Below are 13,855 nucleotides of genomic sequence, written 5' to 3'. Positions count from 1 at the left end.
GTTTTGGTTAAAATATTTACTTTGAATTAAAGTACTAAGCCGATTGTAATTAAATTCAACGCAGTAAGCGTTGAATTTAGCCGGTTAAGATTACTTTATTATTCAGCGTTCGGGTTCGTTAAGCTATAAAACCATGAATCGGCAGGTTCAGGCTTGTGGAGATGATAGCCTTGTAAGATCATATTAGGGTAAGCTTGCAGCATGGTGAAATGTTCCTCGCCTTCAACACCTTCAGCGACAACTTTTAGATCAAATAAATTACCTAAACTGACGATCATATCAATAATCAGTTTGTCATTTTTGTTTGTTGGGGCTTCAAAAACGAATGACTTATCTATTTTAAGCTCGTGGATCGGCAGCTGTTTTAAGTAGGTTAAGCTTGAATAACCAGTACCAAAATCATCAATTGATACCCTAACGCCTAGCTTTTTTAAATGATGAACAGCTGCAATCGCTGCTTCCATATGGTTTAGTAAAGTCCCTTCAATAATCTCAATTGTAAGCGTACTCGGGTTTATTTTACTGCTTTGTATTTGCTTGGTTACAAAGTTCAAAAAACGATTTTCGTGAAAGTGACGACCACTAATGTTAATTGATAACCCGAGTTTTGAATTGAATTGGTTAAGCTTTACAAGTAGCTCTAATGCTCTACATGTTACCCAGCAATCTAAGTCAAAAATTATATCCGACTCTTCAGCGATCGGGATAAACTCAACGGGACTAATAAAGCCTTTTCTAGAATGCTCCCAGCGCAGTAACACTTCAGCGCCTTTGAGTTTATGCTGGCTATCGTATTGTGACTGCAGATAAAGCATTAACTCATTTTGACTAATTGCTTTTCGTAAATCTTGTTCTATTTCAAAACGGCGTTTAGCTTGCTCACCAAAGGAAGTATCAAAAAATGTGATTCGGTTACCGCCCTTTTCTTTGGCTTTATAGCATGCAGCCTCACAATTACGAATTGTCTCAATTGCATTTTCGCGCACATCCATACGCGGAAATATATAGCAGCCAATACTAACGGTTAAAGTGACTTTTTCTTCATCAACAGTAAAAGGTTCGCTTGCAGCGATAAGTAAATTTTGTGCCTTTGTATTAGCGAGCGCTTGGGCTCTATTTCTACCTGTGCCTTTGTTTGTTGCGCACAGAACGGCGAATTCATCACTCCCTAAACGTGCAACGATGTCTTTGCTATCGAGTGTACTATCAATTCGAGCAGCTAACTCTTGGAGAACTTGATCGCCCGCTAATAAACCGAGGCCATCGTTAATGGAATGAAAGCTGTCTATATCAACAATAAAAATATAAGCATAATTCAAATCGATATAAGATTGATTGAGCTGTTGATCTAATAACTTTAAAAAGTTATTTCTATTTGGAAAGCCGGTTAGTTCATCATGCCAGGTTAAATAATCAATACGTTCTTGAGTCACCTTAACACTAGATATATCGCTAAATACACCTATAAAGTTAACGTTCGTATCAATGTCATTTTTCACCATACTCAACGTTAAAAGCTCTGGGTATAGTTCACCATTTTTACGTCGTGTTATTAACTCTCCACTCCAATATCCCGCAGTGCTCGCATGCTGCCAAATGGCATCAAAGTTCATTTCAGGCAGATTATTTTGTTTAATTTTTTTTAGCTGTGTATCAAGTGCTTCATTCTCACTAAAACCGGTGATCCTGCAAAAAGAGGGGTTAACAGCAATAATAATTCCTTTATTATTGGTAATTACAACGCCATCAGCTGTACTTGTAAGCGCTTGATAGAATAATTCTTGTTTAGCGGTTAATTTTTTTAGCTCGGTGTCACGTTTACTAAGCTCAGAGGCGAGGATCTCAATTTCTAGCAGCTTATCGTGTAGATCAAAGTTCTTTTCAATCAATCTATCTAACATGCCTTGTACGGTCATGTGGGTGCGAATGCGGGCTCTTACTAGCGAAAGTTTATAAGGCTTATGAATATAGTCTATTGCGCCTAATTCAAATCCGTGTTCTTCAGATTCTTCCTCCGTCATTGCTGTAACGAAAATGATAGGGATCCCTTTGGTATTTTGATTACTTTTAAGAATCTTACAGACTTCGTAGCCATCCATTTCAGGCATCATAATATCGAGTAAAATTAAATCAGGGCGTGTAATTTCAATAAACTCTAAGGCTTGCGCGCCGCCCGTTGCAATGCGTACATCATAATCAGAAAGCAAGCCTTCTACCAAAATATGTAAATTATTTGGTTCATCATCGACGATGAGTACCAAAGGTTTTTGCTGCCTATTTTTCATCATAACTTTTGATGTAACTTGATTATTTGAGTGCACTAGCAATCCATGTGTAGCTACTTAACTAATTAAAAAATAGTTCATTGTTCTGAGTCTTGTCTAGTTTTTTGGTGGATTTAAATAATTATTAATAGTCCCTATAACTGTTTGATAATTGAATTGATCAATGGCTTCTTTAAGTTGTAGTAATTGAGGGTCATTACCCGAGGCTACAAGGTGTTCATTTAATTGTTGATTAAGGTTTGCCGTTATTGGGCGAGCTTCTTGAGCGAGTACTTTTATCTCGTTCAAATAAAGTTTTTTATCATCGGAGAAAAGTGTAATTTCTTTGGTCGCTTTCAATTGATTCGTAAGTATGTATTGATCGATAGCGCAACACGCCATCGTTAATTGCTGCTCAAATACAGTTAAGTTGATGAGTTGCTGTTGCTTGATTTCCTCTTTGACCTTAAGTGCTGTTGCTCTTAGCTGTTCGAGTCCTAGCGTGCCTGTAAGACCTATAAATGTGTGGAGTGAGCGCCTTAATTCGAGAATATGTTGCTTTGCGTACAGCTCCTTGATTTGGATATTGTAATCATTGTAATCATTTTTAAAGCGTCGATATAAATCAGTAAGCAGTCGATCATTAAAGTCTAGATTCTCAAGTGCGGTGGGTAAGTCTAATAATTGAGGTTGTTCAAGGTTCTGCATAGTAGCGCCTTCGGGGTCGACTAAAGTAAATGAGAGATTAAATGAAAATTTAGTGCCTTCATCAAGTTGGCTGTCAGCTTGAATTTCTCCTCCAAGCAATTTGACTAATTTTTGACTGATTGTTAATCCTAAGCCCGTTCCTCCATGCACTCTACTTGCACTGTTATTACCTTGTGCAAATGAACTGAAAATTTGTTTTATCTCATCAGGTTTTATTCCCGCGCCGGTATCTTGAACTGTAAAGCGTAATGTAATGAGTTGTTGCTGTTGGGAGCAGACCTCAATCAAAACGATCACCTCACCTTGCTTTGTGAATTTAATAGCATTATCAACAAGTGCACCGAGTACTTGTTCGAGTCTTACAGGATCCCCTATGAGCATGGCATCTTTTTTTAAATGGTTAGTCAGTATTAAGTTTAGGCCTTTTTGCTTAGCATTGATTGAAAACCTTTTTTCAATATTTTTAATAATATCGTGCAGTATAAATTGGCTGCTTTCTAATTTTAATCTATTGGTATCAAGCTTGGCAAAATCGAGTAAGTCATTCAATATCTTTAATAATTTACTAGCGCTGGAAAGGGTTTTATTAACATTGCTTTTTTGTTGGTCAGTTAACGGGCTTTCTAACAGCAGCTGTTGCATGCCTAAGATAGCATTCATTGGAGTACGTAACTCATGACTTATATTAGCAACAAAATAGCTCTTAGCTCTGTTGGCTTGCTCAGCTTGATCTTTCGCTAACGATAATGCGGCGTTTATGCTTTGCATTTGGGTATTGAGTGTTTGTGTTTCATGTAATAGGTTTACAGTTTCGTTATTTTTTCTGTAAAGTGAATTTGCTGCAGTTATCACACTACTAAGTTCATTCTTTTTATTCGGCTCAGCCAGTTCTTCATTTTGTGTGCCGTTGTTTAAATTATTCAGAAGCACAATTATCTTGTTCATTGGTAAAATGATTGCAACCACGATAAATACACTAACAATAATACTTAAAAGAAACATAGCCAGAGAGAGAAATTGAGATTCTTTAGCGCTATCAGCCAAATGTAGATTGAGTGTTTCTTGTGACTTAATAAACGTACTTTTCTCGCTGTTATTTATTTGTTTTGTTAGATATAACAGTTCGTTAGCAATGCCGGTTAAAACAACATTAATAGAGTATGTATAGCCTCTAGTTAGTAGTGTTAATTGGTTGTAAGCTCTGCGAATGTTGAGCAACTGAGTTTTAAAGTCTACATTAGGAAGTGCATTATTTAGTAATCCATCCTGCTCAATATGGTTTAGCTGTTGCTGTAAAGTCTGAATGCTTAGTTGCGCTTTTTGAGATGAGTCATATTGTGTGTCGTTTAAGTAAGTCAGTGTGGCATGTTCGATACTTGTTACTGAGCGTAATACCTCAAAGTAGCGGTACTTGTGTTCGTTGCTTGCTTTATCTTTTAAAGCATTAAGGCTTGTTTGCAGTGACGCAATGGCTGGCTTGAACTTCTCTTCAACTAATTTTTGACGATGCTTTTTATTGTCAATAACCTGCTCGAATGTATGGCGATAATTATTTAAATGCTCATTTAAGCGCAATAATAAATCATCATACTGGTGCGGGGTTTTATTTGCATTATGTGTAAAGGAAACTAAATCAGCATTTGCCGCGAGAAAAAAACGCTTAAAATTATCTAAAGCAATGGGTCTGCTTTCTTTTCCAACATAGTCAACAACTTGACCTTGTAATGAGATCACATTATTTTCTAGACTGGTTGCAACTTCACTTTGCGCAAGGGCGTGATATTGCAGCGCAAGTAATGCCCTTAAGTCATGCTGAGATTTGTCAAATAGATAGCTTTGCAGTAAAAGCAGGCTAATTAATATGCTCAACGTAATGGATATTTTTGATTTGATTGAAAGCATAATAGTTATCGGCTTATTAACTCATACCATTTTTGAAGGCTATAGTCGTAAGTTGGCATTACAGTGTTCCACACCGCAACATTACTTAGACGTTTTAAATAGCTTCCCCCACTGCGCATAGCGCCCGTTGTTACGGATATTTTTCCTTGTGGATTAAGTAACGGCTCTATAGCTTGTTGGCCTTGATACCAATATTGCCATTCAGCATCAGATAAAAAAGGTTTTGAGCGTTCAGGGTTACTAATGTAATAACCTTGTCTGGCGATAAATGCACCTGGCCACCCAGATAACCACCAATTCATATACTCATAGGCGGCGCTTTTCGTGTTTTCGTTCACTTGGGATGATAGGCACATCACGCCATGCCAGCCTCGATAACCTTCCTTAGGAGCAGCAAAGCGCACATTGATACCTTGGCTGTTTAAGCTCTCGACAGCGGGTGAAAACATACTTTCAATGATGGCTCTGTCATTACGCATAAAATCAACTGATTCAGGCACAGAATTCCAATAACCGCTAAAGTGACCTTGTTTTTTGTAATTGAGCAAAATACTAAATAGCTTATCGAGCTCTTGGCGAGTCATTGCACCAATATTATTAAATTTAATTAATCCCTTACTTTGCGCGGCAAGCGCTAAATCAAAAATACCAATTGATGGGGCGTTAACTATAGCGACTTTACCGCGGTGTTTTTCATCTAATAACCATGCCCAGCTTTCACTTTCATACGCGGTGCCAAGTGGTATGTGAGCTGTATTGTACCCAAATGAATCAACATTATGGACATAGGGTAAGTAGCTAATAAAATCGGTTTCATTGCTATTTAAAGTACCGTCATCTTGGATGTTTAAAAGTTTATATGGGGCATCGCCAGCACCGATTGATGCATCTGGAGTGAGCTTGCCTGTTTTAGTGAGTGCGTTAATTTCACTAAAGTTATGAATGCGTTTTTTATCAATAGCTTGGATACTGCCAGCGTTCCATAACACATTGATACTATTGGACCACTGTTCGTAAAGGTCAAAAGAGCCGGGAGCCATCGATGCTTTTTGTAGTACCGCAGCACTGCCAGCTGGTTGAAATACAATATCTATACCCAAGTCAGCCATAGCTTGCTTACGAATAGCCTCTTGTAATGTTACGTGGGTTCCTAACACTCTCAGAGTTGTTTTTTTGCGGGCAAAAACATAGGGAGCGTGGGTGATGATACCGGCGCTTATTCCAAGCGCTGCAATTTTTTTTAGCGTAGCCCTTTTAGGCTCATCCATAATTTAGCCAAAATAACGATAGTTAATGTTTAGGTATAGCTAATGACGGACAAAGGCTCAAGCATTGACGATGAATTATTGAGAATAAAGTAGTATAAAGTTTTAGAGGGATTACTTGAAAAAGTAGATGTTATGAACTTAAAAAGAAAAGGTAGGAAAGTGGTGGAGCTAAGCAGGATCGAACTGCTGACCTCCTGCGTGCAAGGCAGGCGCTCTCCCAGCTGAGCTATAGCCCCACATTCCTAAAATTACGAATTTCGTAACCTACTTGATGTTCCCTTTCAAGCGGGACGAACTTTAATGAGATTTATCAATTTGGTCAAGTTTTTTTTATATATTTGGTGAATTTTCACGTAAAGAGTGATTTTTTGATAGACTACCTGCAACTAGGTAATAAAAATGATTTCGTTATGAAGATATGCATATGGATATTAGTTGTTTTATTAAGTGGTTGTGCGAATCAAAGTGATGACCAACTTTTTGAGATTATTAGCAAGCAGTTATATACCAAATTAGATGAGCAAGAGAGTAAAGTCTTTGCTTATATAGTAACCGTTGAAGCAAAAACGCGTAAAAATGTGAAATTAGATAGGCCGCTTACACGCCGTGAGTTTAAAGATTTTGCTAATCAAGAATACTTTGAAGAATCCAATAGTTTAAAACTCAAGCTAGAAGATCAAGCAGTGCAATTATTAAAACAAGAATTAAATAAAAAAGAATATTGCGAGAATAATAAATATGAAATAGAAGAGGTGTCATGGCGAGATCTCAGCGTACGACTAACAGGACGTTGTTTATAAATGTTGGCTGATAAAACTAAATTAGCGGCGTTTTTAGCGCATTTAGATATTCATTATGATGCGATTGAACATCCAGCGTTACATGGCAGCCTCACCGCAGATGAGTTAATGATTGAGCGTCCTGGAACACACCCTAGCTAAGTATCAGGGCTTATCGAGATTAGGGTTTGCTTCTGATGAGCGTTTAGCACGTTATTTAAAAGTCGCACCTGGCTGTGTCTCAATGTTAGCGTTAATGAACGACAAGCAAAATAATGTAACGTTATGGCTTGATCAAGATATTTGGTTTGGTGATCTATTTCATTGTCATCCCTTTAATAATACGCAAACGTGGCTATTAAAAAAAATGGATCTAGATACTTTTTTTACAGCGACAGGGCATCAGCCTAAAGTGGTTTTTTTGCCAGCGAGATAACCTGAACTCACTAACGCTAATCCACATAGGCAGACGAACAGTAGTGATACTATAAACGCGATATGACCAAACTGTTGATAAACCATGCCTGGTACAAAAGAGCCAAGGGCCCCTCCACTGTAATAAAACGATACATATGCGCCGTTAGTAACACTTGCTGGCGCACTGCTTATTTTATTAACCAACGGCGCAGCAGTTGAATGAATAATAAACATTGCACCGCAAAACCCAGTAAAAGCCAATAAAAATACAGCCAGTTGAGAACTCATTAATGCCACTAATGTCACGCTATACAAGGTGAATATTGCGCATAGTAAATACCACGGAGAATGACTTTTTCTTAATAGCCACGGCGTAGCTATAGAAGCTAGCGCACCAATTAAATATCCGCTATAAACTAAGCCAATATCACGCGTGTTGGTGATTAAAAAGGTATCTTGCAGAATAAACGGCAAGTAATTAAGCAGTGCGGCAAAGCAAAAAAACATACAAAATACTGCACCATACAATTTTAATACCGCAGCATCTGCTAGCTGTTTTATATAACTTAATGGCGAAAGTGGATTGCTAACTAATTGCGCTTGATTGCGCGGAATGCATAATGCTAAACCCGTTAGACCCGCAGCGATGATAAAATAGAAACTTTGCCATGCCCATAGATCTGCAAAAACTGCTGCTAATACACGGCCAAAGTAACCGCCGGCAATAGTGCTACCTATATAAAGAGTCATATTTCTTTGTAGGTTATCGGCTTGATAGCGACTGCCTATGTAAGTGGTCATTGCCGTTAATGCGGCCGGTAAGGTCAAACCTTGCAAAAAACGTAACAGCAGTAATAATTCAAAGCTGGGAGCGTATGCAAAAGCGATGCAGGTAAGCGCTAGCACTAACATTGCATAGCGCAAAATTGTTAGAGGGTTACGTTTAGCAAGGAGTAGGCCGTATATTAGCGGCGCAATGGCCAGTGGGATCATAGTGGCAGTCATTAAGCTGCCTGCAATTGCGGGGCTAACAGCAAATTGATCCGCGAATAGACTCAATAATGGCTGCGGGGCATAGAGCACAAAAAAGATAAGCAGTGAGCAAATTAATAAATGACTTAAACGCATTTGTTGCTCCGACTATAAAAATTGTAGCTTAACCTGATTGATATTAAATTCAATTAAGTTAAGTGTTTTTTCTTTAAAATCATCATTCATTGCGCTAAGTCAGGTTATCAATTACTACACTTTGCTAGATTAATGGTCATAACACTATGATTTATGCGCATTGAAGATTAAAATAATCTTAATATCAGTTTTTAATGGAACAAAGCTATGGGTTCATTACAAGACCAATTGCTACAAGCAGGATTAACTACATCACATAAAGCGAAAGTTGCAAAAAGTGAAAAACGTAAGCAACAGAAAAAGCCAAAAAAAGGGGCGACTAGTAACCCTAGTGATCTGCAAAAGCATATTCAGCAAACAAAATTAGAACAGCAAAAAAAAGCAGAAGAGCTAAATCAAGCTCGTCAAGGTGAGTTAAAGCAGCGCGGAGAAGTTGCTCGCGTTAAGCAAATATTAGAGCACCATAATCAAGATACGATTCGTGGCGAACGTACTTTTAATTTTACTTACGAAAATAAAGTAAAAGAGCTGGACGTAAACGAAAAGACTCAAAAAGCACTATCCGGTGGGCGTCTAGCTATTTGTGTTTTAGAAGGGCAATTTTTTGTATTGGAAGATGAGCCTGCTCGTAAAGTCGCTGAAGTCGATGAAAAGTATATTGTTTTCCATGTTGAACCTGAAGATAAAGGGAAAGATGTAGATGATCCATATGCTGACTTTGAAGTCCCAGATGACCTTGTTTGGTAATTAAAAGACTTGTTATTTTTGACAATGTTATGTGATCTTTTGCGTGTATAAATTACGTACAAAGTTAGCATGACATTGAGCATAGTCTACAATTAAGTGAATAGATTTATAAACCGTCATAAAGAAGAGAAAATACAATGAGCAAGATAAAAAAATTACTCTTAGGAGCTGGCCTTGCAATGGCAGCAAGTGTTTCATTTTCATCAATGGCTGCTGATGGTGCAGCGCTTTATACAGCTAAAAACTGTCAAACATGTCACGGCGCTGAAGGTAAATCACCGATCATGGCAATGTACCCTAAGCTAAATGGTCAAAATAAAGAGTATCTACTCGCGCAAATGAAAGATATTAAATCTGGTGCTCGTGCAAATGGTATGAGCATAGCAATGAAAGCAATGGTTGCAACTGTAACTGATGAAGAGCTAGCGGCGATTGCTGACTATTTATCAAAAGTAAAATAATACTTTCTAAGCTAACTACTTTTTAAGTTATTTTATAAATAGCCACGCCATTTTGGTGTGGCTGTTTTGTTTTAAAAGAGATTGATCATCCTCCCGCACTACTTTAGACTTCTATCCATCTACTTCGTGTTTTTCACGTTTGAATAAGGTATTAAAATGTTTGAATTACCTCAACTTGATTTAAAGAATAAAGTTTCTGCCCAAGAGTGGCAGTTACGTGTTGATTTAGCTGCCTGCTATAGGTTAGTTGAACACTTTCGTTGGGGTGATTTGATTTACACGCATTTATCAGCGCGCTTGCCGGGGACGGACTATTATTTAGTAAATGCGTTTGGTTTAACGTTTGATGAAGTGACGGCGTCTAACTTAGTAAAAGTAGATTTAGACGGCAATATTTTGGATGATACGCCGTTTGCAATCAATCCTGCAGGTTTTACTATCCATAGCGCTATTCATGAAGTTCGCGATGATGCGCATTGTGTTATTCACTTACACACAAAAGAAACGATTGCAGTCGCAACTCAAAAAAATGGTTTATTGCCTTTGAGCCAGTATTCAATGTTTTCATTACCATCGTTGTCCTATCATGGTTATGAAGGCTTAGCGGTCAATAATGACGAGAAAAAGCGCTTACAAGATGATTTAGGCGATACCAACCATATGTTATTGGTTAATCATGGTGGCTTAACTGTTGGTCCAACAGTCGGTGATGCTTTTATGCGTTTTTACGATTTACAGCGTGCGTGTGAAATACAGCTTGCATTACAAGCGAGCGGCCAAGCAGTTACACCTGTGCCACAAGTCATAATCGATAATATTTATAATCAAGCGAATGTTGTACACAGTGGTAGCACTGGTGGGCAACTTGCTTGGCCTGCGATGTTACGCAAGGCCTATCGTCTTGATCCTAGTTTTGCAAAATAACCTAAGTTTGGTTAATAAGGAATTTTCATGAAAGTTAATCGCGTTGAAGTATTCGATATCCATTGCCCAGATAGACCTGCATGGACGCCAGTATTCGTTCGTATTCATACTGATGAAGGTATTAGTGGTGTTGGAGAGGCTGGCCTTGCTTATGACTTAGGTCACAGTGCGGCGGCGGCCATGATCAAAGAGATGGCAGATGCTTTCTTAATTGGTCATGACCCATTTCAAACCGAAAAGTTATGGTCGCGTATGTTGCGTGAAAGCTTTTGGGGTTTAGGTGGTGGGCCAGTGGTGTATGCAGCAATGAGCGCGATTGATACAGCCTTATGGGACATTAAAGGAAAAGCGTTAGGTTTACCTGTGTACCAGTTATTAGGCGGCAAAGTAAACGATAAGCTGCGTACTTATGCATCGCAGTTACAGTTCGATTGGGATACAGAATTTAAAGCGTTAGTACATCCACAAGAGTACGCAGAAGCGGCATTAAAAGCCGTGGCACAAGGGTATGACGCAGTAAAAGTTGACCCTATCCAATATGATAAAGATGGTAATACGTATTACGACCGTACCAATATCATTTCACGCGCTGAAATGAAGCTGTACCGTGCGCGTATGCAAGCAATTCGTGAAGCGGTAGGCGATGAAGTCGACATCATTTTTGAATGCCACAGCTTACCGGGTGTAACCTCGGCAATTCAAATTGGTGAAATTGCCAAAGAATTTGATTGTATGTTTTATGAAGAGCCGGTTAACTACTTAAATCATTCTTTACATGCAAAAGTAGCTGATAAAGTGGCAGTACCTATTGCTGGTGGCGAGCGTTTATATAACCGTTGGGGTGTGCGTCCGTATTTAGAAGATCAGAGCATTAATGTACTTCAGCCGGATATTGGTTTATGTGGTGGTTTTACTGAAACTAAAAAAGTATGTGACTATGCTGATATCTTTGATGTGCGCATTCAAGCTCACGTATGTGGTGGCCCTGTGGCAACTGCTGCGTCGTTACATTTAGAAACGGCGATTCCAAATTTCTTGATTCATGAGCATCATACGTATGCAATTAAAAAGTGGAATCGTGAATTATGCTTACAAGATCCACAGCCTAAAAATGGTTTCTTTGAAGTATCTGAAGAGCCTGGTATTGGTATTGAGCTAAATGATGAGATTGTAATGCGTTCACAGCGTGTTGAAATTAAATAAGCTGTTCTTTACATGATTTGAAGAAAAAGCCCGTTCGGGCTTTTTTATGTTTAACCTGAGTGAAAACCATTCACTTTGCATTGTACTTTGGGTAAAGGTTCAGTTGCTTTGCTATCAAGGTGGCGCAAAAAGCATGTGTTATTTTTGATCAGCAACTCAAATCGATCGGGCATGTTAAGTTGCTTCCCCATAATTGGGTTACCCATCCCATCGCTTTTATTTACATTATCAACAACCATTACACTTTGCTGCATAAATACATCATCCGCCACGGCGATAGGATTACTGCGCATTAGCCTTGCCATACCTTGCGCTATTAGCTCACTTTGTGGCTTTATTAATAGTGCGTGCTGTAGTTTGGGCGTGGGTTTATCTGCATAAAAAGCACAACCGGCAAGTAGAAATATAGATAAAGCTGGTAATAGTCGTTTATTAAATAGCATTACTTAACCTCTTTAATACCCTCAATTAGCGACCTAATTTGAGGGTAAAACCTTATTGGTTTCAATTAATGTGGTAGCACGATTATCAAATACGTCAGGTGTATCGCTAACGCTTGATGGTGCAAAGCCTTGTATACTGGCAGTTGAGGTAGCGACAGGGCAGCTACCATTACTTCGATAGCTTAAAGCTGTTTTAAGTAAGGCTTCATTTGGATCGCCTAGTTGGTAACTAAAATCATCAGCCACTGCACAGCCCGCTATGCGCACAGGTAAGCGCTCATTATCTACTGTATTTTGCGGAGCAAAACCATCTGAATATTCACCAAACCCTTTATTATTTTCTCCTGTAAACTGAATACTGAAATAGGTTGTATCGCAGTTATCGGTAGGATAAAAACCGTAAGGTTTACCGCAAGTACCTGAACCAATTTGAATTACTTCTATATCAGCTCCTTGTAAGCCATTAATAATCGCTTCACTGGCTGAGCAAGTGCTACTGGTCGTTAATACATAAACCCGTTTTAAATTAAGACTCGGTAAAGGCGTGCCGGGACTTACCGCTGGATTCTCAGCAAAGCCGATAAACTCGTCAATAAACATAACGGGTGCTAAAGGCTTAGCAGTAACAGGGTTTATAGTTGGGTGTTTGTCGTTAAAAATAGTGCGTTCAAATATTTTGTTATTTGTATTGGCGGCTCCAGCGATCATGTAGCCTATTTGGCTCGCCATTTGTAGAAAGCCCCCCCCGTTGTAACGCATATCAATGATGAGATCAGTTACGTTACTTGCTTTTAGAGAATTAAAAGCATCAAAAAGTGGCTTTTCTGCAATCGCGTTGTGGCTATTAAATTGAAAATAACCCACCGAGTCATTTTCAAAGGTTTTTACATTAGTGACTGGTTGCGATGCAATGCTTTGTGAGATTAGCGTTACTTCACGCGTTTGTTGATTATTGGTATCTTTGAACAAAAAAGTGGTGCTCACACCAGTTTGTTTTGGATATAAACCAGCATTAAGAGTATCTACGTCAGCTTGGCTGGTCGCGTTAATAAAATCGACACCATTGACTTCTAAAATTTCAAACCCTCGGCGAAGATTTTGATTACTGGCGGGAGAGTTCGCTTCAGTATAGCTGATCAGGCCTTTTCGAGGGGCACTTGAGCTAAATAGCTTCACTTTAAAGCCATAACCAAACGTGATACCTGATTGACTTTGTGCTTCCCACTCGGCGGTAGAAAGGCTGGAATGAAAGTTATCTTTGTTGGCACCAGAGTCAGTTTTTTGTTCTGTTTTTAATAAGGTGAAATAGTCACTCACACTTGCTGTTAGTGCAGGATCTCGGTCTATTATTTCGTCATACCATAGGTAAGTTTCGTTACTCCATGAGCGAAGAAAATGCTTTTGATTCAATGCTTGGCATTGTTTATCAAAATTATCTGATGGCTGAAAGACACCTTGAGTCCAGCTAATTGTGTTACCAGTACTGCCGTCACTATCGGTCATGGTACTGCCACCACCGCAACCAGTCAGTACGGCCAAAAAAGTAACGTTAAAAAGGCCTAGTATGAGTTTGTTTTTAGATGAAGTAGTCATAAAAGCGTTCTGTTTTTA

Annotated in this window: 11 protein-coding genes, 1 tRNA gene and 1 pseudogene; 6 read left to right on the top strand and 7 right to left on the bottom strand. The window is 38.7% G+C overall.

What is annotated here, in order from left to right; translation table 11 throughout:
- Positions 1-98: 98 nt before the first annotated feature.
- The 4 genes from ADS77_RS02815 to ADS77_RS02800 all read right to left on the bottom strand — a co-directional run bounded on the left by ADS77_RS02815 (position 99) and on the right by ADS77_RS02800 (position 6,378).
- Positions 99-2,285 carry an EAL domain-containing protein gene (locus ADS77_RS02815; protein WP_099458987.1) on the bottom strand — a complete coding sequence of 729 codons (2,187 nt, stop codon included), beginning with the start codon at positions 2,283-2,285 and terminating at the stop codon, positions 99-101.
- Between the two features lie 96 nt (positions 2,286-2,381).
- Positions 2,382-4,874, bottom strand: coding sequence for a sensor histidine kinase (locus ADS77_RS02810; protein WP_054452858.1), 2,493 nt, complete (start codon positions 4,872-4,874; stop codon positions 2,382-2,384).
- Positions 4,875-4,879: 5 nt separating this feature from the next.
- Positions 4,880-6,142, bottom strand: coding sequence for a PotD/PotF family extracellular solute-binding protein (locus ADS77_RS02805; RefSeq protein ID WP_054452856.1), 1,263 nt, complete (start codon positions 6,140-6,142; stop codon positions 4,880-4,882).
- Positions 6,143-6,302: 160 nt separating this feature from the next.
- Positions 6,303-6,378, bottom strand: a tRNA-Ala gene (locus ADS77_RS02800).
- A gap of 174 nt (positions 6,379-6,552) precedes the next feature.
- Between ADS77_RS02800 and ADS77_RS02795 the strand changes: the two genes are divergently transcribed.
- Both ADS77_RS02795 and ADS77_RS02790 read left to right on the top strand, forming a co-directional pair.
- On the top strand, positions 6,553-6,942 hold the full coding sequence (locus tag ADS77_RS02795) for a hypothetical protein (protein WP_054452942.1): 390 nt from the start codon (positions 6,553-6,555) through the stop codon (positions 6,940-6,942).
- Positions 6,943-7,357: pseudogene (locus tag ADS77_RS02790) on the top strand (YbaK/EbsC family protein).
- Here the strand turns inward: ADS77_RS02790 and ADS77_RS02785 are convergent.
- Entirely contained in the window at positions 7,324-8,466 is a 1,143-nt protein-coding gene (locus ADS77_RS02785; protein WP_054204511.1) for an MFS transporter, read from the bottom strand. The pseudogene ADS77_RS02790 and the gene ADS77_RS02785 overlap by 34 nt on opposite strands.
- Positions 8,467-8,673: 207 nt before the next feature.
- Between ADS77_RS02785 and ADS77_RS02780 the strand changes: the two genes are divergently transcribed.
- The 4 genes from ADS77_RS02780 (at position 8,674) to ADS77_RS02765 (ending at position 11,801) form a co-directional block, all read left to right on the top strand.
- The gene (locus tag ADS77_RS02780) at positions 8,674-9,213 is read left to right on the top strand and encodes a DUF2058 domain-containing protein (RefSeq protein ID WP_054204510.1); all 540 of its coding nucleotides are present in this window, start codon (positions 8,674-8,676) and stop codon (positions 9,211-9,213) included.
- Between the two features lie 137 nt (positions 9,214-9,350).
- Entirely contained in the window at positions 9,351-9,674 is a 324-nt protein-coding gene (locus ADS77_RS02775; protein WP_054204509.1) for a c-type cytochrome, read from the top strand.
- 156 nt (positions 9,675-9,830) lie between these two features.
- Positions 9,831-10,598, top strand: coding sequence for a class II aldolase/adducin family protein (locus ADS77_RS02770; protein ID WP_054204508.1), 768 nt, complete (start codon positions 9,831-9,833; stop codon positions 10,596-10,598).
- A gap of 27 nt (positions 10,599-10,625) precedes the next feature.
- A complete protein-coding gene (locus ADS77_RS02765; RefSeq protein WP_054204507.1) occupies positions 10,626-11,801 on the top strand; it encodes a mandelate racemase/muconate lactonizing enzyme family protein in 1,176 nt (391 codons plus the stop codon).
- Positions 11,802-11,851: 50 nt separating this feature from the next.
- Here ADS77_RS02765 and ADS77_RS02760 read toward each other — a convergent pair whose 3' ends face one another.
- Complete coding sequence (locus tag ADS77_RS02760; RefSeq protein WP_054204506.1) at positions 11,852-12,244, bottom strand: hypothetical protein; 393 nt, start codon at positions 12,242-12,244, stop codon at positions 11,852-11,854.
- 33 nt (positions 12,245-12,277) lie between these two features.
- Entirely contained in the window at positions 12,278-13,837 is a 1,560-nt protein-coding gene (locus tag ADS77_RS02755; RefSeq protein WP_054452854.1) for a S41 family peptidase, read from the bottom strand.
- Positions 13,838-13,855: the final 18 nt, after the last annotated feature.

The sequence above is a fragment of the Pseudoalteromonas porphyrae genome (assembly GCF_001298125.1).
Classification (GTDB): Bacteria; Pseudomonadota; Gammaproteobacteria; order Enterobacterales; family Alteromonadaceae; genus Pseudoalteromonas; species Pseudoalteromonas neustonica.
The sequence above is the reverse complement of the archived record's forward strand: the minus strand, read 5'-3'. Positions and strand labels throughout refer to the sequence as shown.

Coding starts and splice junctions, on each gene's coding strand:
- ADS77_RS02815 (WP_099458987.1), bottom strand. CDS start 2,285: ATGAAAAATAGGCAGCAAAAACCTTTGGTACTCATCGTCGATGATGAA.
- ADS77_RS02810 (WP_054452858.1), bottom strand. CDS start 4,874: ATGCTTTCAATCAAATCAAAAATATCCATTACGTTGAGCATATTAATT.
- ADS77_RS02805 (WP_054452856.1), bottom strand. CDS start 6,142: ATGGATGAGCCTAAAAGGGCTACGCTAAAAAAAATTGCAGCGCTTGGA.
- ADS77_RS02795 (WP_054452942.1), top strand. CDS start 6,553: ATGAAGATATGCATATGGATATTAGTTGTTTTATTAAGTGGTTGTGCG.
- ADS77_RS02785 (WP_054204511.1), bottom strand. CDS start 8,466: ATGCGTTTAAGTCATTTATTAATTTGCTCACTGCTTATCTTTTTTGTG.
- ADS77_RS02780 (WP_054204510.1), top strand. CDS start 8,674: ATGGGTTCATTACAAGACCAATTGCTACAAGCAGGATTAACTACATCA.
- ADS77_RS02775 (WP_054204509.1), top strand. CDS start 9,351: ATGAGCAAGATAAAAAAATTACTCTTAGGAGCTGGCCTTGCAATGGCA.
- ADS77_RS02770 (WP_054204508.1), top strand. CDS start 9,831: ATGTTTGAATTACCTCAACTTGATTTAAAGAATAAAGTTTCTGCCCAA.
- ADS77_RS02765 (WP_054204507.1), top strand. CDS start 10,626: ATGAAAGTTAATCGCGTTGAAGTATTCGATATCCATTGCCCAGATAGA.
- ADS77_RS02760 (WP_054204506.1), bottom strand. CDS start 12,244: ATGCTATTTAATAAACGACTATTACCAGCTTTATCTATATTTCTACTT.
- ADS77_RS02755 (WP_054452854.1), bottom strand. CDS start 13,837: ATGACTACTTCATCTAAAAACAAACTCATACTAGGCCTTTTTAACGTT.